Source organism: Rathayibacter sp. AY1G1 (assembly GCF_002932095.1).
GTDB lineage: Bacteria > Actinomycetota > Actinomycetes > Actinomycetales > Microbacteriaceae > Rathayibacter.
Window position 1 is genome coordinate 1 of sequence record NZ_PSUZ01000023.1, and the last position, 16,353, is coordinate 16,353.

Genomic DNA, 16,353 nt, shown 5'->3' on the forward strand with positions numbered 1-16,353 from the left:
AGATCGTCGTCGAAGCCCACGACGGACACGTCCTCGGGGATCCGGCGGCCGGCCTCTCGGAGCAGGTCGCCCGCGCCGACCGGCTCGCCGTCCGCGACTGGCCCGCCGGCTTCCTCTGGGGATCCGCGACCGCCGCCGCCCAGATCGAGGGCGCCGGCCACGAGGGCGGCAAGGAGGACAGCATCTGGGACGCCTTCTCCCGCGTCCCCGGAGCGGTCGCGAAGGGCGACACCCCCGAGGTCGCGGTGGACCACTACCACCGGATGCCCGCGGACGTGCGGCTGATGAAGGAGCTGGGGCTCGGCTCCTACCGCTTCTCGGTCAGCTGGGCGCGCGTGAAGCCGGGCGACCGCGCCGTGAACCCCGAGGGCCTCGACTTCTACTCCCGCCTGGTCGACGAGCTGCTCGGCGCCGGCGTGCTGCCGTGGCTCACCCTCTACCACTGGGACCTCCCGCAGGCCGTCGAGGAGACCGGCGGCTGGGCGAACCGCGACACCGCCGAGCGATTCCGGGACTACGCCGAGGCCGTCTACGAGAGCCTCGGCGACCGGGTGCAGCACTGGACGACGTTCAACGAGCCGTTCTGCTCGACCCTGCTCTCCTACGGGGCGGGCGTGCACGCCCCCGGCGTGATCTCGCAGCAGAAGGCCCTCGCCGCCGTGCACCACACGCACCTCGCCCACGGGCTGGCCGTCTCGACGCTCCGGCAGCTCGGAGCGCAGAACCTCGGCATCACGCTCAACCTCTCGAACGCCGTCCCCGACGACCCCGAGGACGAGGCCGACCTCGACGCCGCACGCCGCTTCGACGCCCTCCAGAACCGGATCTTCCTCGACCCGCTGCTGCGCGGCGAGTACCCCGGGGACCTGCTCGAGGACGTCGCCGGGCTCGGACTCGACGAGCTGATCGTCGACGGCGACCTCGATCTCATCTCGCTCCCGCTCGACTTCCTCGGCGTGAACCACTACCACGACGACAACGTCTCGGCGCATCCGCTGCCGGCCGGAGCCGACGACTTCGCCCAGGCGACCGACCGCGAGGTCGGCTCCCCCTGGGTCGGCTCCGAGTTCATCACCTTCCCGTCGCGCGGGCTGCCGCGCACCGCGATGGACTGGGAGGTGAACCCCGACGGGCTGCGCTACCTGCTGACCCGCCTGGGCCTGGAGTACGAGAACCTCCCTCCGCTCTACGTGACCGAGAACGGCGCCGCCTACGACGACGTCGTCGAGGACGGCCGCGTGCACGACCCGGATCGCACGCAGTACGTGCTCGACCACGTCGAGAAGGTCGCCGACGCGATCGACCAGGGCGCCGACGTCCGCGGCTACTTCGTGTGGTCCCTCCTCGACAACTACGAGTGGGCCTGGGGCTACGAGAAGCGCTTCGGCATCGTGCGCGTCGACTACGACACGCAGGAGCGGATCGTGAAGGACTCGGGCCTGGTCTACTCCCGACTGCTCGGCGGCAGCGCCGCGGCGATCCTGGACTGACCCGTGAGCGAGCCGACGGGCGTCCGCGGCGGGGGCCGCTCCCCCACCCTCGAGATGGTCGCGGCGCGGGCCGGAGTCTCGCGCGCGACGGTCTCGCGGGTGGTCAACGGAGCCCCGCAGGTGGCGGCCGAGATCGTGGCCGCCGTCGAGAAGGCGATCGGCGAGCTCGACTACGTGCCCAATCACGCGGCGCGGATGCTCGCCTCGCGGCGCACGCAGTCGATCGCGCTGATCGTGCCGGAGTCGACCGCGCGCGTCTTCGCGGACCCGTTCTTCGCCTCGATCGTGCAGGGCGCCGCGATGCGCCTGGCCGACACGGACTACACGCTCTCGATGCTGATCGCGTCCGAGACGGACGGCGAGAAGACGCGGCGGTACCTGCTCGGCGGCAACGTCGACGGTGCGCTCGTGGTCTCGCACCACTCGGGCGACCACTCCTACGCGGCGCTCTCGGGCACGCTGCCGATCGTCTTCGGCGGCCGGCCGCTCTCGCCGGACGAGCGCGGCTCCTACTTCGTCGACGTGGACAACACGGAAGGGGCGGCCGTCGCCACCGCGCACCTGATCGAGCGCGGCCGGCGCCGGATCGCCACCATCGCGGGCCCCGCAGACATGCCGCCGGGCGTCGACCGCCTGATCGGCTGGCGCGGCGCACTCACCGACGCCGGCCTCGCCGACGACCTCGTCGAGTGGGGAGACTTCTCGCCGGCCAGCGGCACCGAGGCGATGCGCCGCCTCCTCGCCCGCGCCCCCGACCTGGACGGCGTCTTCGCCGCGAACGACCAGATGGCGGTCGGCGCCTACGCCGCCCTCCGCGAGGCCGGCCGCCGGATCCCCGAGGACGTGTCCGTCGTGGGCTTCGACGACGATCTCTTCGCGCGGAACGCCGTCCCCGCGCTGACCACGGTGCGCCAGCTCCCCGACGAGCTCGGCGCCCGCATGGTGGAGCTGCTGACCGCCCGCATCGAGGGGCTCCCCGTAGAGCAACGCACGCTGATGCCGACGTCGCTGGTCGTCCGCGCCAGCAGCTGACCCCGGCCCGCGACTGTCCAGGAGTCGTCGCAGTCGACGCCGAGTGCGACAACTCCTGGACAGTCGGAGGGCTCCGCGTGCTCGATCGGATGCGGACCGGCGGGCGGATCCGGACGGTGGGGCGGACGCGGGCGGCGGGGCGGGGATGGACGAGCGGGTCGATCCGTCGACGGGGTGCGTCACGGTCGCCAGCCGTGGGCCACGAGAGCGGCACGGAGCTCGGCGATCGTGCGCGCCCTGCCCCGGGTCAGACCCTCCGCGCGGACGACCACGACGATCCAGCCTGCGAGGTGCAGGGCCAGGAGCCGTTCACGATCGCGTGAGAACTGCGCGTCGTCCGTCCGGTGCTGGCCGCCGTCGTACTCCGCCACCTTCTTCCACCGTTCGAAGACCAGATCGCCGACCGCGAGCAGTCGGCCGCCGATCCTGATCTCGGCGTTCACGTCGGGCGCGGGCAGTCCCGCCTCCTCGACGAGAGCGCGGAGCCAGGTCTCCCTCCGCCAGGCGGCTCCGGTCGATGCCAGCCGCAGAGCCTCAGCCAGGCCGCGTCGGCCCCGGCCCCGATGGGAGGCCAGGCGGTCCTGCAGCTCGTGAAGCCGGACATGGGGACGCGGATCGTCCCGGCGCGGGTAGCGCGGCTCGAACAGGAGGTGGTCCGTCGCCGCGAGGAGATCGCGGGCGGACAGCAGTGGCGCGAGCGCGATCCACGTCGACACCGCTCCCGTCACCGGCAGGCCGTGCCGCTCGACCCTGTCCGTCTCCGTGAGGGTGTGGCCGATCACGCCCCGGGTCCTGGGTGGCCGGTGCGGCGTCGTCGCCGCCACGTGGATCGGATCGTCCTCGCCAGGTCGCGCCGGGAGCGGCACTCCCCAGGCTTCGGCCGCGGTCAGGTGGGAGAAGAGCTGCCAGGGCCGCAGCCACGGCAGGTAGGCGGCGGCTCGTTCCAGGTGCGTCACGGGCGCCACCCGGGTGCGCACTCCGTGGAAGGGGCTGGCCAGGGCGGGAGTGCGCAGTCGGGCGTCCGTCACCCCTGCGCGGAGTGCCGCTCGCCGGGTGAAGGCTCCGAGGTCGGTGCTGGACATGCCGCGATTCTGGCGGTCCGTGATCCTCGTCCGTCTCCCGCGATCCGCATTCTGTGGACGAACCCCTGATCCCGCACCTGGGGAGGCGCGCCTCCCACCACGACTGTCCAGGAGTTGTCGCAGTCGGCGTCGAGTGCGACAACTCCTGGACAGTCGGAGCGATCGATGTCGAGTGCGACACCTTCTGGACAGTGGGAGCGACCGAACTCGACTGCGACGACTCCTGGACAGTGGGAGCCGGCCGGTGCGCAGGAGTCGCGGGGGTGGCGAGCGAGGACGGCGACGTCTGAGGAGTCGAGAGGGCCCGCGTCAGAGGAAGAGCGGCGCCGGGTCGAGGGCGGCGAAGCGTCGGCGCATGACGGCGACCGCGTCGGCGTGCTCGTCGACGAGGACGAAGCGGCGGCCGAGAGCGTGCGCGACGGCGCCGGTCGTGCCGGAACCGGCGAAGAAGTCGAGGACGGCGTCGCCCTCGCGGCTGGACGCCTGCACGATGCGGCGGAGGATCCCCTCCGGCTTCTGCGTCGGGTAACCGGTCTTCTCGCGGCCTGTCGGCGAGACGATCGTGTGCCACCACACGTCGGTCGGCCGCTTGCCGCGCTCGGCCTTCTCGGGGGTCACCAGGCCCGGGGCCATGTACGGCTCGCGGTCCACGGCGGCGGAGTCGAAGTGGTAGCCGCGCGGGTCCTTCACGTAGACGAGGATCGTGTCGTGCTTGGTCGGCCAGCGGCGCGTGGCCTTCGCTCCGTAGTCGTAGGCCCAGATGATCTCGTTGAGGAAGCACTCGCGGCCGAAGAGCGCGTCGAGCAGCACCTTCGCGTAGTGCGCCTCGCGGTAGTCGAGGTGGAGGTAGAGGGTGCCGTCGTCGGCGAGGAGCCGCCACGCCTCGGCCAGACGCGGCTCGAGGAACGACCAGTAGTCGTCGAAGCGGTCGTCGTAGCGGAGCAGGTCGCCGCGGATCCGCTCGTAGCTGCGCCCCTTGAAGCCGGCGATCGTGCCGGTGGTGGAGCGCACCGAGGTGGTCGAGGTGCGCACCTGCGCCCGGCCCGTGTTGAACGGCGGGTCGAGGTAGACGACGGTGAAAGCGCCGTCGGCCAGCTGCGGCAGGACCTCGAGGTTGTCGGCGTGGAACACCGCGCTCCGCGACTCCGGGACGCCGTCCGCGATCTGGATCGTCCTGGGCACCCGGCAATTGTGCCAGTGCGCGCGAGCCCGGCGACACGCTCCGCGCCTCGCGCCCGCGCTCGACGGATGCCGGGGAGGCTCCGGCGTAGAGTGGCGCGATGATCTCCGAGGTGCGCCACGACGAGGACTCGTCCCGCTACACGCTCTGGCTCGACGGCGAGACCGTCGGAGTCGCGGACTACGCCGTCCGCGGCCGCGACGTGGTCTTCCTCCACACCGAGATCGCGCCCGAGCACCGCCACGATGGCCTCGGCGAGACCCTCGTCGAGGCGGCCCTCGACGACGCGCACGAGCGCTTCGGCGGGCGCATCGTCCCGGCCTGCCCGTTCGTCGCCGAGTTCATCGCCGAGCACCCGGACTACCAGGAGCTCCTCGCGAGCTGAGGGGCGCCCGCCGGACCGGTCCGCCGCGTTCCGCTCCGGGTCCACGCGCCGGCGACCGCCGCCCCGGACCCGCCGGTCAGGGGACGCGCCGCAGCCACTCCGGAGTCGAGTACTTCGTCCGCACCAGCTCCTCCGCCGCCGCGTACTCCTCCTCGGTCAGCGTCCCCGCCTCGCCGCCGTGCAGCTGCACGAAGGTCGCCTTCATCCGCTCGATGATCTCGGCTCGGCTGAGCCCGGTCTGGCTGCGCAGCGGGTCGACGCGCTTCACGGCGGAGGCGATGCCCTTGTCCGAGAGCTTCTCGCGGCCGATCCGCAGCACCTGCACCATCTTCTCGGCGTCGATGTCGTAGCTCATGGTCACGTGGTGGAGGACGGCGCCGGAGCCCAGGCGCTTCTGCGCGGCGCCGCCGATCTTGCCCGAGGGCGAGGTGATGTCGTTGAGCGGCTGGTAGACCGCGTCGATCCCGAGCGACTGCAGCGCGCTGACGGCCCACTCGTCGAGGAAGGCGTAGGAGTCGGCGAAGGTCAGCCCCTGGACGAGGTCGCCGGGGACGTAGAGCGAGTACGTGACGACGCTGCCCGCCTCCATGAACATCGCGCCGCCGCCCGAGATGCGGCGGACCACGTCGACGCCGTACTTCGCCGCGTTGTCGAGGTCGACCTCGTTGCGGAGCGACTGGAAGCTGCCGATGACGACGGCGGGCTGGTCCCACTCCCAGATCCGCAGCGTCGGCTCCCGGCGGCCCTCGCCGACCGCGGCGGTCAGCACCTCGTCGAGCGCCAGGTGGGTCGCGGGAGGGACGGCCCGGTCGTGCACGATGCGCCAGTCGTAGTCGCGCCAGCTGGTCGCCTTCTGCAGCGAGCGGCGGATGGCGACCGCGACGGCCTCGGGCGTGAAGCCGAGCAGGACCGCGTCGGCCGGGAGCGCCTGCCGGATGGCGGCGGCGATGGACTTCGCGTCCGTCTCGGCCGGGAGGCCCACGACCGCGCGGTCGATGTCGTCGAGGGCCGTGTCGGGCTCGAGGAAGAAGTCGCCCGCCAGGCGGAACCCGGCGAACCTCCCGTCGACCACGTCGAGGTCGACGACCACGAGCTTTCCGCCGGGGACCTTGTACTCGCCATGCATGACGCCAGCCTAGGCGCGAGCCGGGGTGGGGAAGCGCTCGCCCAGCCACTCCACGAGATCGGCCGTGACCTCGGCCCGGTTGAGCTCCTGGAACAGCTCGTGCCGCGCCTCCGGGTACACCCGCACCGAGACGTCCGTGTACCCGGCCCGCCGCCGGTAGGCCTGGGCGAGCGCGCGCACCGACCGCTCGCCGCCGAGGGTGTCGTCGGCGCCCACGACCAGCAGCAGGGGCAGTGGATGCTCGGGCCCGCGCTTCGGGCGGCCGACCAGCCGCAGGGTCTCGACCAGCCCGATCCGCTTCGCGAGCGGCGTGGTGAAGGTGAGGGGGTCGTCGTGGAACCGCTGCCAGACCTCCGGGTCGCGGGAGAGCCACTCGAGGCCGAGGCCGCCGGCGACGCGGTGCCGCTTCGCCAGGTCGCCCGCGTTCATGTGCCCCGGGAGGCGGTAGGCCGTGCCGCTCAGCACGAGCGCGGCATAGGCGCCGGAGTGGTGGTCGACGATCCGCTGCGCCATGAGCGACCCCCAGGAGTGGCCGAGCAGCACGATCGGCACTCCCGGGCTCTCCTCCGCGAGCAGCTCCGTCAGCCGGAGGATCGCCGCCTCGGTCGCGCGCAGGCCGCCCGGCCCCAGCAGTCCGAGCCGGGAGGAGTCGCCGCCGTGCTGCTCGAGGCCGGTCCGGCCGTGCCCGCGGTGGTCGTCCGCCGCGACCGCGTACCCGGCGGCGACCAGCGCCTCCGCCAGCTCGACGTAGCGCCCCGAGTGCTCGCCGACCCCGTGGGCCAGCTGCACGATCGCGCGGGGCGAGGGGTGCGGCCACCAGCGGTAGTGGATGACGACGCCGGAGGCGTCCTGGAAGGTCCTGTCGACAGCGGCGCCGGTCATGGTGACCAGTGTGGCGCTCCGGCCGCTGGGCGCGAGGGGCGCGCTGAGAACTGAGAAGATACTCACGATCCATCGGCGGGCGCCCTGCTCGCCACGGTGCCTCGCTACCTTTTCCCTTGACGAGCGACCCCCGCGACCGTCCCCCGACCCCCCTTCACGAGCGAGGCCAGCCCCTTCATGACCGTATCGCCCCTGATCTGGACCCTGACGATCGTCTTCATCGTCCTGCTCCTGCTCTTCGACTTCTTCTTCCACGTCCGGAAGGCCCACGAGCCCACGCTGAAGGAGTCGTCGATCTGGTCGGCGCTCTACGTCGGCATCGCCGTGCTCTTCGGGCTCGGCGTCCTCGTCTTCGGCGGAGCGACGCCCGGATCGGAGTACTTCGCGGGGTACATCACCGAGAAGGCCCTCTCGGTCGACAACCTGTTCGTCTTCCTCATCATCATGGCGAGCTTCAAGGTGCCCCGCGCCGACCAGCAGAAGGTGCTCCTCTTCGGAATCGTCTTCGCACTGATCGCCCGCACCGGCTTCATCTTCCTCGGCGCCGCACTGATCAACTCGTTCGCCTGGGTCTTCTACATCTTCGGCCTGATCCTGCTGCTGACCGCGTTCAACCTGGTCAAGCCGGGAGACGACCACTCCAGCGACAACGTGATGGTGCGCCTGGCCAAGCGGATCTTCAAGACGAGCGACCAGTACGACGGCGACAAGTTCTACACGCACATCGACGGCAAGAAGGTCCTCACGCCGATGATCCTCGTCATGGCGGCGATCGGCGGAACGGACATCCTGTTCGCCCTCGACAGCGTGCCGGCGATCTTCGGCCTCACCAGCGACGTGTACCTCGTCTTCACGGCGACCGCGTTCTCGCTTCTGGGCCTGCGCCAGCTGTACTTCCTCATCGACGGCCTGCTCGACCGCCTCGTCTACCTCAGCATCGGCCTCGCCGCGATCCTCGCCTTCATCGGCGTGAAGCTGATCCTGCACGCGCTCCACGAGAACAACCTGCCGTTCATCAACAACGGCGAGCACGTGGAGGTCTTCGAGATCGGCACCGGACTGTCGCTCTCGGTCATCATCGGCGTCCTCGTGATCACGGTGATCGCCTCCCTCGTCAGCCCCAAGGGCCGCCGCATGGCCGCCGAGGCCGCCGAGCGCCGCCGCGTGGCCGAGGCCGCGGGCGCGGACATCGACGCGACGCACTGAGTCGTCTCGTGCGCCGCGAAGCGGCGCACAGCGGTCGGCTCTCCTAGGCGGTCGAGTTCCCGAGAGCGGGTCCCGACCGCCTACGACGAGCCGCTGACACGCGGATCGCCTGTTCGACGGGCCGTTTCGTGCGCCGCGGGCTGCGCACCGCGGTCGGCTCCCACTGGCGGTCGGGCCCCTGAGAGCGGGTCCCGACCGCCGAGAACGCCCCGCCGGCTCGAGCGCGGACTCCGCTCGCGGAGGGTCAGCGGGCGCGGTAGCGGTGCTCCGGGCGGCCGGTGGTGCCGTAGCTGAGGGTCATCTCGACGAGGCCGCGGCCCGCGAGACCCGAGAGGTAGCGCTGGGCGGTGGCGCGCGAGATGCCGGCGCGCTCGGCCACCTCGAGGGCCGACAGCTCGGCGCCCGACTCGGCCAGGCGCGCCAGGACGAGCTGCTCGGTCGCCGAGCGCGAGGGCTGCGCGGCGGTCGCGTCGCCCGAGTGCAGGATGCGCAGGGCCCGCTCCACCGCCTCCTGATCGGCCGCGCGGTCCTCCCGCAGCACGTTCCGGAACCGCACGTACGCGTCGAGGCGCTCGCCGAGCAGGCGCGCCTCGAACGGCTTGATGAGGTACCCGAGCGCCCCCGCGTGCAGGGCGCGCCGCACCGTCGCCCCGTCGGAGGCGGCGCTCACGACGAACGCGTCGGTGTCGAGCTCGCGGAGCAGCGCGATCCCGCTCTGATCCGGCAGGTGCACGTCGAGCAGGAGCAGATCGGGCGCGTGCTCGGCGACGGCCGCCCGCGCCGCGCGCGCCGTGTGCACCGGAGGAAGGGCCGTCAGCCCCTGCCGCGCCTCGACCAGATCCGCGTGCAGCTGCGCGACCCGGAAGTCGTCGTCCACCACCAGCACCGTGCGCTCCCGCGCCGTGTCCGCGCTCATGACCCGTCCCCGTCCTGCTCCGGCGGCAGCACCGCTCCGGGGAGGCGCGCGCACAGCACGGCCCCCGACTCCGCTCCGCCGGCGTCCGCCAGCCAGACCTCGCCGCCGCGGCGGGCGGCCACCTCACGGCACAGCGGCAGGCCGAAGCCCCGACCGTGCACGCGTCCGTCGTCCTCGACGGGGTCGCCCGCGCCGGCCCGGTCGAACAGCGAGTCCGGATCGAGCACTCCGTCGCCGGAGTCGGCGACCGTCACGAAGAGCGCGTCGCCGTCGTCGAGCAGCTCGACCTCGACGAAGCGCACGTCCCGACGCCCCTCGACCGCCGCGCGCACCGCGTTGTCGACCAGGTTCCCGACCACCGTGGCGACGTCCTCCGGCTCGACGACGGTGCCGCGCACCAGCGTCTCCTCACCGAGCGTCAGCAGCACGCCGCGCTCGGCCGCCTCGATCCCCTTCGCGCCGACGAGCGCCTGGAGGTACGGCTCCTGCAGCCGGTCGGCGTGCTGCACCGGGTACTTGAGCGGGCCGCGGGTCAGCACCTCGTCGAGGTAGTCGCGCGCCGAAGCGGTCCGCCCCGCATCCAGCAGGCCCGCGACCACGTGCAGGCGGTTGGCGAACTCGTGCCGCTGCACCCGGAGCGCGTTGGTCATCGCGCCGACCGCGTCGAGGCGCCGGCTCAGCGCGGCGAGGTCGGTGCGGTCGCGCAGCACCACCACCACGCCCAGGTCGCGGTCGCCGCGGGTCACCCGGCGGATGTCGACGTAGACGATGCGGGAACGGACGACGAAGCCCTCCTCGCCTCCGGGGCGGGGCGGCTCGACGGAGTCCAGCGCGGCGCCGATCGCGTCGGCCAGCGGAACGGGCAGGTCGAGCTCCGCGAGCGGCCGCCCGTGCAGCGCCCGCCCGGTCGGATCGTCGGAGCCGAGGATCGCGGCGGCCCGCGCATTGCAGACGCCGACGCGCCCGTCGCGGTCGAGCGCGAGCACGCCCTCGTCGACCCCGTCGAGCACGGCGGCCTGGTCCTGCACGAGCGAGGTGAGCTCCTCCGGAGCGAGGCCGAGCGTCAGGCGCAGCAGGCGGCGGCGGATGAAGACGGAGGCGACGGCGGCGAGCACCAGCCCGGCGAGCGCCGCGGCGAGGACGCCGAGCAGCGCGGTCGGCAGGTCGGTGAAGACGCTGGAGCGCGCGAAGCCGATGCTGACCTCCCCGACGACCCGCTGCTCCCCCGCGGCGAAGACCGGGACCTTGGCCCGTGCCGACTCGCCCAGCGTGCCGGTGCCCCACGAGACGCTCTCGCGCCCGGCGAGCGCCTCGTCGGGGCTCGTCGAGACCCGCTCGCCGAGGCGGTCCTCGTCGGGGTGGGCGAGGCGGATGCCCTGGTCGTCGGTGATCACGACGAAGAGCGCGCCGGTGCGCTGCTCGACGGCGGCGGCGACGTCCTCGAGCGGTCCGCCGCGCAGCTCCGAGGCGGCGGGCGCGCCGGGCACCGCGGAGGACGCGGCGACCGCGTCCTGCACGTCGGGGTCCTCGGCGACGGTGCGGGCGATGGCGAGCGCCGTCCCCTCCGCCTCGCCGCGCAGCTGCTGGACGCTGAGCGCGGTGACGAGGCCGGCGCAGACCAGCACGGCGGCCGACACCGTGGCGAGCTGCAGGACCAGGACGTGGGTCGCGAAGCGCATCGGGGCCTCCTCGCCGTCGTCGTGCGCAGAATGCGCAGAAGCCACACTATGCGCAGATGTCGCCGTAATGAGCGATACCCCGGCGCCGGACACGGAGCTGCCTAGGGTTTCCACCATCTCCCGGCCGGCTCTCCCGCCGAGCGCGGGCGGAGGCACTGGACGAAGGAGTCAGCTGTGTTGGTAGTACTCGGTTTCACCATGATCCTGGCCTTCATGGCCCTGATCATGACCAAGCGGCTGACGCCGATGGTCGCCCTGATCGTCGTGCCGACGATCTTCGGCCTCTTCGCGGGCGCCGGCCTCGGCATCGGCGACATGGTCCTCGAGGCGATCGGCAGCCTCGCGCCCACGGCAGCGCTGCTGATGTTCGCGATCATGTACTTCGGGATCATGATCGACGTCGGGCTCTTCGACCCGCTGATCCGCTTCATCGTCCGCGCGCTCGGCGACGACCCGGCGAAGGTCGTGCTCGGCACGGCGCTGCTCGCCGGCGCGGTCTCGCTCGACGGCGACGGCTCGACCACCTTCATCGTCACCACCGCCGCGATGCTCCCGATCTACCTGCGCCTGGGGATGAACCCGGTCGTGCTGACCTGCGTCGCGGGCCTGGCCAACGGCACGCTCAACATCGTCCCCTGGGGCGGACCGACGGTGCGCGCCGCCGCGGCCCTCCAGGTCTCGCCGAGCGAGATCTTCGTGCCGATGCTCCCGTCGCTCGCGGTGGGCCTGGCCGTCACGCTCGTCTTCGCCTGGTTCCTCGGGCTCGGCGAGCGCCGCCGCCTCGGCTCGCTCGCGCTGGCCGAGCCGATGCTCGAGCAGGAGCTCGTCGGCGCCGGCCGCGGCTCCTCCTCCCGCTCGGGCGGCGCCCGCACCGGCGGCCTCGCGGCCCTGACCGGGGGCATCCGCACCGTCGCCCGGGAGCGCTTCTCCTTCCTCCGCGGCCCTCAGGCCCTGCGCGGAGCCCAGGTGGCGGTCGCCGCCCGCGTGCAGGCCGACGACGCCGACACCGCGATGGCCGACACGATGCTCGACCCCGAGCGCGAGACGCTGCGCCCGAAGCTGATCTGGGTGAACCTGGTCCTGACCCTCGCGGTGATGACGCTGCTGGTCGCCGACATCCTGCCGCTGCCCTACGTGTTCATGGTCGGCTCCGCGGTCGCCCTCCTGATCAACTTCCCGAAGATGAAGGACCAGGCGGCCGAGATCGTCAAGCACGCGCCGAGCATCGTGGGCGTCGTGTCGATGGTGCTGGCGGCCGGCGTGCTGATCGGCGTCCTCAACGGCACCGGCATGGTCGACGCCATGGCGGAGTGGGTCGTCGCGGTGATCCCGCCGGCGCTCGGACCGTTCCTCGCCGTGATCACCGGCGTGCTCAGCATCCCGATGACCTTCTTCATGTCGAACGACGCGTTCTACTACGGCATCCTCCCCGTGCTCTCCGAGAGCGCGGCGAACTACGGCATCTCGCCGGTCGAGATGGCGCGCGCCTCGATCACCGGGCAGCCGGTGCACCTCCAGAGCCCGCTGGTCCCGGCGATCCTCCTGCTCGTCTCCCTCGCCGCGGTGAACCTCGGCGACCACCACCGCAAGGTGCTGTGGCGAGCGGTCGTCGTCTCGCTGGTCATGCTCGCCGTCGGCGTGCTGGTCGGCTCGATCCCCTTCGGCTGAGGCCGGCGGAGCGGATCGCCGAGCGATCGGAACGAGGACGGGACCCCTTGCTGCGGCGGGGGTCCCGTCCTCGTTCCGCGGCTCGGTCCCGCAGCCCGCGCTAGCGCAGCAGCGGCGCCAGGTTCTCGGTCCACACGTCGGAGCCGACCTTGAGGATGAGGGCGCCGACCACGACGAGGAACGCGACCCGGATGAAGCGGCTGCCACGAGCGACGGCCATCCGCGAGCCGAGGTACGCGCCCGCCACGTTGGCGGCGCCCATCAGGAGGCCCAGCAGCCAGATCACGTGCCCGCCCGGCACGAAGTAGAGCAGGGCGCCGAGGTTGGTCGCGACGTTGACGATCTTCGCCTTGGCGCTGGCGAGCAGGAAGTCGTAGCCCAGCGCGGTGATCAGGGCGATGATCAGGAAGGTCCCGGTGCCCGGTCCGATCAGGCCGTCGTAGAAGCCGATCAGGAGTCCCAGCACGGCCGCCGTGACGAGGTGGCGCCGGCCCGCGTGCTTGAGCACCGTGACGCTGCCCAGTGCCGGGCGGGCGATCGTCACGACGGCGACCACGATCAGCGCGACGACGATGATCGGCTTGAACACCGCGGCCGGGAGGAGGCCGGCGAGCGTCGCGCCTCCGTAGCTGCCCGCGAGGGCGACCGCCGCCATCGGCAGTGCGGTGCGCAGATCGGGCTTCGCGCGCCGGTAGTAGGTGATCGCGCTGGTGGTCGTGCCGAAGATCGAGGCCAGCTTGTTCGTGGCGAGCGCCTGCACGGGCGAGATCCCCGGCACGAGGAGCAGGGCGGGGAGCTGGAGGAGTCCGCCGCCGCCCACGACCGCGTCGATCCAGCCGGCCGCGAAGGCGGCGAGGATCATCAGCGCGAGGACGGGGAGTCCGAGATCCTCTGTGAAGGTCAGCATCGGTCGGAAGCGTACGCGAGCACCGCGACCCCCTCGACCTCGGGGGCCGGGCCGCCCTAGGGTCGGCGGCATGCGATTCGGACTCTTCATCCCCCAGGGCTGGCGCCACGACCTCGTCGGCGTCCCGGCCGCCGACCAGTGGCGCACCATGAGCGACCTCGCCCGGCACGCCGACGACGGCGCCTGGGAGTCGATCTGGGTCTACGACCACTTCCACACCGTCCCGCAGGTGACGGAGGAGGCGACGCACGAGGCGTGGTCGCTGATGAGCGCGTTCGGCGCCACCACGTCGCGCGTGCGGCTGGGCCAGATGTGCACCTGCATGGGCTACCGGAACCCCGCCTACCTCGCCAAGGTCGCGACGACCGTCGACATCGTCTCGGGCGGGCGGGTCGAGATGGGCATCGGCGGCGGTTGGTACGAGCACGAGTGGCGCGCGTACGGCTACGGCTTCCCGCCGATCGCCGAGCGGCTGGGCCGGCTCGACGAGGGAGTGCAGATCCTGCAGCAGGCCTGGACGACCGGGTCCGCGACCCTCGACGGCCGCTACTACCAGGTGGACGGCGCGCAGAACCGGCCGCTGCCCCTGCAGGAGGGCGGCATCCCGCTGTGGGTCGCCGGCGGCGGCGAGAAGGTCACGCTGCGGATCGCGGCCCAGTACGCGCAGTACACGAACTTCGCCGGGACCCCGGAGGCGTTCGACCACAAGAGCTCGGTCCTCCGCGGGCACTGCGAGCGCCTGGGCACCGACTTCTCGGCGATCACCCGGAGCTCGAACTACAACGTCGTGATCGGCGAGACGGAGGCGGAGGTCGAGGCGGCGCTGCAGCGTCTCGAGGAGCGCGTGGTCCCGTACCTCGGCGCGGAGGGAGCGGCGTCCTTCGTCGCCGAGTACCGCAGCCCCGACGCGCTCGCGGTCGGCACTCCCTCGCAGATCGTCGACCGGCTCGCCGGCATGCAGTCGCGCGGGATGGACTACGGCATCCTCTACTTCCCGGAGGCCGCCTACGACCGGTCCGGCATCGAGCTGTTCGAGCGCGAGGTGCTGCCGGCGCTCTCCTGAGCGCGGAGCGGCGGGGGCTCCTACGCCTCCCGCCCCCCGCCCGCAAGTCCTTGGGGCGTCCCGGCCCCGCGCCTACGGTCGGAGCATGGACGCACAGGACATCCGCTGGAACGACGAAGCCCGCGACAAGATCCTCGAGGACTCGGACAGGGTCCTCCGCGAGGCGGTGCTCGACCTCGCGACGAGCAAGAAGGGCGAGCCCTGGGAGGACGTGTTCGCCGAGCTGAACGCGCGCCTCAAGGATCGCTTCATCGACTTCGAGCCCGGCCCGGACCTCCGCAAGTACGCCGAGGCCGTCTCCGCCGGGGAGATCGAGACCGGCTCGTGAGCGAGCACGACCGCGACGCCGCGCTCGAGGACGAGATCACCTCGATCCACGCCCTCGGCGAGGGCCGCGTCGGCGAGACGGCCGGCCCGGAGGACGAGGACCACGAGCTCTCGCCCGAGCAGGACGCCCGCATCGAGTCCGAGCTGAAGAGCCGGGGCAGCGAGAGCTGATCCCCCGGTACGCGGAAGGCCCGCTCCCCCTCGAGGGAGCGGGCCTTCCGCGTGAGTCGCGATTACGCCGAGAGGGGCTCGTAGTCGGTGTAGCCCTCGGCTCCTCCGCCGTAGACCGTCTCCTGGACGACCTCGTTCTCGGGGTGCCCGCCCTGCCAGCGCTCGACCAGGTCGGGGTTGGCGATCGCCGGGCGGCCGACGGCCACGGCGTCGGCGTGGCCCTCGCTGATCAGCTCGGTCGCCTCCTCGCGGCTGGTCGGCGAGCCGAAGCCGCTGTTGGCGATGAAGACGCCGTTGAAGCGCGAGCGGAGGTCCTGGACCAGCTCGCCGGCGGGCTCGGCGTGCAGGACGCTGAGGTAGGCCAGGCCGAGCGGGGCGAGCCCGTCGACGACGGCCTCGTAGGTGGCGCGCACGTCGTCGGCGTCGGTCTCGACGACGTCCTGGATGTTGTGGGCCGGCGAGAGGCGGATGCCGACGCGGCCCGCTCCGACCTCGTCGACGATCGCGCGGGTGACCTCGAGCGGGAACGCGGCGCGCTCGGCCGGGGTCCCGCCGTACTGATCGGTGCGCACGTTGGAGACGGGCGAGAGGAACTCGTGCAGCAGGTAGCCGTTGGCGCCGTGCACCTCGACTCCGTCGAAGCCGGCGTCGATCGCGCGGCGGGCGGCGGCGACGAACTCGTCGCGGACGGTCGCCAGCTCCTCGGTGGTCAGCGCGTGCGGCACCGGGAAGGGCTTCTTGCCGGAGGGGGTGTGCACCTCTCCGTCGATGGCGACGGCGCTCGGGGCGACGATGCGGTCGGTGCCGGTGATCTCGGTGTGCGAGACGCGGCCCGCGTTCATCAGCTGCATGACGATGCGCCCGCCCGCGGCGTGCACGGCGTCGGCGACGGCGCGCCAGCCCGCGGCCTGCGCGTCGGTCTCGATGCCGGGCTGCCCGGCGTAGCCCTTGGACTCGGCGCTGGGGAAGACGCCCTCGCTGATTAGCAGGCCCATGCTCGCGCGCTGGGCGTAGTACTCGGCGACGATCGCGCCGGGCACGCCCTGCTCGTCGGAGCGCAGTCGCGTCATCGGTGCCAGGACGATGCGGTTGGGGAGGTCGAGGTCGCCGGCGGTGAGGGGGGAGAACGGATCCACGGGATCGCCTTTCTACGGAGCTGTCTCAGGGGGCTGCCCTGAGGGGGGAGGCACGTGCACCTGCGGCGCACTCCGGGCGGCAACCGCGAGCGGAGCACGGTCA

16 protein-coding genes are annotated in these 16,353 nt (G+C 72.4%); 8 read left to right on the forward strand and 8 right to left on the reverse strand.

The window, feature by feature from the left end:
• The first annotated feature begins 143 nt into the window (after positions 1-143).
• On the forward strand, positions 144-1,490 hold the full coding sequence (locus C5C36_RS12985) for a GH1 family beta-glucosidase (protein WP_258072301.1): 1,347 nt from the start codon (positions 144-146) through the stop codon (positions 1,488-1,490).
• Positions 1,491-1,544: 54 nt separating this feature from the next.
• Positions 1,545-2,522, forward strand: coding sequence for a LacI family DNA-binding transcriptional regulator (locus C5C36_RS12990; RefSeq protein ID WP_104309874.1), 978 nt, complete (start codon positions 1,545-1,547; stop codon positions 2,520-2,522).
• A 179-nt stretch (positions 2,523-2,701) separates the two neighbouring features.
• On the opposite strand, the gene C5C36_RS12995 is transcribed toward C5C36_RS12990, so the two are convergent.
• Positions 2,702-3,604, reverse strand: a complete 903-nt coding sequence (locus C5C36_RS12995; RefSeq protein WP_104309855.1) for a hypothetical protein — start codon at positions 3,602-3,604, stop codon at positions 2,702-2,704.
• 309 nt (positions 3,605-3,913) lie between these two features.
• Positions 3,914-4,786, reverse strand: coding sequence for a site-specific DNA-methyltransferase (locus C5C36_RS13000; protein ID WP_104225160.1), 873 nt, complete (start codon positions 4,784-4,786; stop codon positions 3,914-3,916).
• 98 nt (positions 4,787-4,884) lie between these two features.
• Between C5C36_RS13000 and C5C36_RS13005 the strand changes: the two genes are divergently transcribed.
• Entirely contained in the window at positions 4,885-5,169 is a 285-nt protein-coding gene (locus C5C36_RS13005; RefSeq protein WP_104309856.1) for a GNAT family N-acetyltransferase, read from the forward strand.
• Between the two features lie 76 nt (positions 5,170-5,245).
• On the opposite strand, the gene C5C36_RS13010 is transcribed toward C5C36_RS13005, so the two are convergent.
• Both C5C36_RS13010 and C5C36_RS13015 read right to left on the reverse strand, forming a co-directional pair.
• The gene (locus tag C5C36_RS13010; protein WP_104225162.1) at positions 5,246-6,295 is read right to left on the reverse strand and encodes a biotin/lipoate A/B protein ligase family protein; all 1,050 of its coding nucleotides are present in this window, start codon (positions 6,293-6,295) and stop codon (positions 5,246-5,248) included.
• Between the two features lie 9 nt (positions 6,296-6,304).
• Entirely contained in the window at positions 6,305-7,177 is an 873-nt protein-coding gene (locus C5C36_RS13015) for an alpha/beta fold hydrolase (protein ID WP_104309857.1), read from the reverse strand.
• Positions 7,178-7,354: 177 nt separating this feature from the next.
• On the opposite strand from C5C36_RS13015, the gene C5C36_RS13020 reads away from it, so the two are divergent.
• Positions 7,355-8,383 carry a TerC family protein gene (locus C5C36_RS13020; protein WP_104246859.1) on the forward strand — a complete coding sequence of 343 codons (1,029 nt, stop codon included), beginning with the start codon at positions 7,355-7,357 and terminating at the stop codon, positions 8,381-8,383.
• A 244-nt stretch (positions 8,384-8,627) separates the two neighbouring features.
• Here C5C36_RS13020 and C5C36_RS13025 read toward each other — a convergent pair whose 3' ends face one another.
• Positions 8,628-9,299, reverse strand: coding sequence for a response regulator (locus C5C36_RS13025; RefSeq protein WP_104223865.1), 672 nt, complete (start codon positions 9,297-9,299; stop codon positions 8,628-8,630).
• Positions 9,296-10,978: a sensor histidine kinase gene (locus tag C5C36_RS13030; protein WP_104297829.1), complete on the reverse strand. Its 1,683-nt coding sequence runs from the start codon at positions 10,976-10,978 to the stop codon at positions 9,296-9,298. Before C5C36_RS13030 ends, C5C36_RS13025 begins: the two co-directional genes overlap by 4 nt.
• A gap of 198 nt (positions 10,979-11,176) precedes the next feature.
• Between C5C36_RS13030 and C5C36_RS13035 the strand changes: the two genes are divergently transcribed.
• Positions 11,177-12,646, forward strand: a complete 1,470-nt coding sequence (locus C5C36_RS13035; RefSeq protein WP_104233156.1) for a CitMHS family transporter — start codon at positions 11,177-11,179, stop codon at positions 12,644-12,646.
• A gap of 100 nt (positions 12,647-12,746) precedes the next feature.
• Here the strand turns inward: C5C36_RS13035 and C5C36_RS13040 are convergent, their stop codons facing one another.
• Positions 12,747-13,553: a TSUP family transporter gene (locus C5C36_RS13040; RefSeq protein ID WP_104223862.1), complete on the reverse strand. Its 807-nt coding sequence runs from the start codon at positions 13,551-13,553 to the stop codon at positions 12,747-12,749.
• A gap of 70 nt (positions 13,554-13,623) precedes the next feature.
• Between C5C36_RS13040 and C5C36_RS13045 the strand changes: the two genes are divergently transcribed.
• The 3 genes from C5C36_RS13045 to C5C36_RS17675 all read left to right on the forward strand — a co-directional run bounded on the left by C5C36_RS13045 (position 13,624) and on the right by C5C36_RS17675 (position 15,114).
• Entirely contained in the window at positions 13,624-14,616 is a 993-nt protein-coding gene (locus C5C36_RS13045; RefSeq protein ID WP_104309858.1) for an LLM class F420-dependent oxidoreductase, read from the forward strand.
• An 85-nt stretch (positions 14,617-14,701) separates the two neighbouring features.
• Complete coding sequence (locus C5C36_RS13050) at positions 14,702-14,944, forward strand: hypothetical protein (protein WP_068251275.1); 243 nt, start codon at positions 14,702-14,704, stop codon at positions 14,942-14,944.
• Positions 14,941-15,114 (forward strand): hypothetical protein, encoded by a 174-nt coding sequence (locus C5C36_RS17675; RefSeq protein WP_160035225.1) that lies wholly within the window; start codon positions 14,941-14,943, stop codon positions 15,112-15,114. Before C5C36_RS13050 ends, C5C36_RS17675 begins: the two co-directional genes overlap by 4 nt.
• Positions 15,115-15,176: 62 nt before the next feature.
• On the opposite strand, the gene C5C36_RS13055 is transcribed toward C5C36_RS17675, so the two are convergent.
• Positions 15,177-16,250, reverse strand: coding sequence for an alkene reductase (locus C5C36_RS13055; RefSeq protein WP_104309859.1), 1,074 nt, complete (start codon positions 16,248-16,250; stop codon positions 15,177-15,179).
• Positions 16,251-16,353: the final 103 nt, after the last annotated feature.

Coding starts and splice junctions, on each gene's coding strand:
- C5C36_RS12990 (WP_104309874.1), top strand. CDS start 1,545: ATGGTCGCGGCGCGGGCCGGAGTCTCGCGCGCGACGGTCTCGCGGGTG.
- C5C36_RS12995 (WP_104309855.1), bottom strand. CDS start 3,604: ATGTCCAGCACCGACCTCGGAGCCTTCACCCGGCGAGCGGCACTCCGC.
- C5C36_RS13005 (WP_104309856.1), top strand. CDS start 4,885: ATGATCTCCGAGGTGCGCCACGACGAGGACTCGTCCCGCTACACGCTC.
- C5C36_RS13010 (WP_104225162.1), bottom strand. CDS start 6,295: ATGCATGGCGAGTACAAGGTCCCCGGCGGAAAGCTCGTGGTCGTCGAC.
- C5C36_RS13015 (WP_104309857.1), bottom strand. CDS start 7,177: ATGACCGGCGCCGCTGTCGACAGGACCTTCCAGGACGCCTCCGGCGTC.
- C5C36_RS13020 (WP_104246859.1), top strand. CDS start 7,355: ATGACCGTATCGCCCCTGATCTGGACCCTGACGATCGTCTTCATCGTC.
- C5C36_RS13025 (WP_104223865.1), bottom strand. CDS start 9,299: ATGAGCGCGGACACGGCGCGGGAGCGCACGGTGCTGGTGGTGGACGAC.
- C5C36_RS13030 (WP_104297829.1), bottom strand. CDS start 10,978: ATGCGCTTCGCGACCCACGTCCTGGTCCTGCAGCTCGCCACGGTGTCG.
- C5C36_RS13035 (WP_104233156.1), top strand. CDS start 11,177: ATGATCCTGGCCTTCATGGCCCTGATCATGACCAAGCGGCTGACGCCG.
- C5C36_RS13040 (WP_104223862.1), bottom strand. CDS start 13,553: ATGCTGACCTTCACAGAGGATCTCGGACTCCCCGTCCTCGCGCTGATG.
- C5C36_RS13045 (WP_104309858.1), top strand. CDS start 13,624: ATGCGATTCGGACTCTTCATCCCCCAGGGCTGGCGCCACGACCTCGTC.
- C5C36_RS13050 (WP_068251275.1), top strand. CDS start 14,702: ATGGACGCACAGGACATCCGCTGGAACGACGAAGCCCGCGACAAGATC.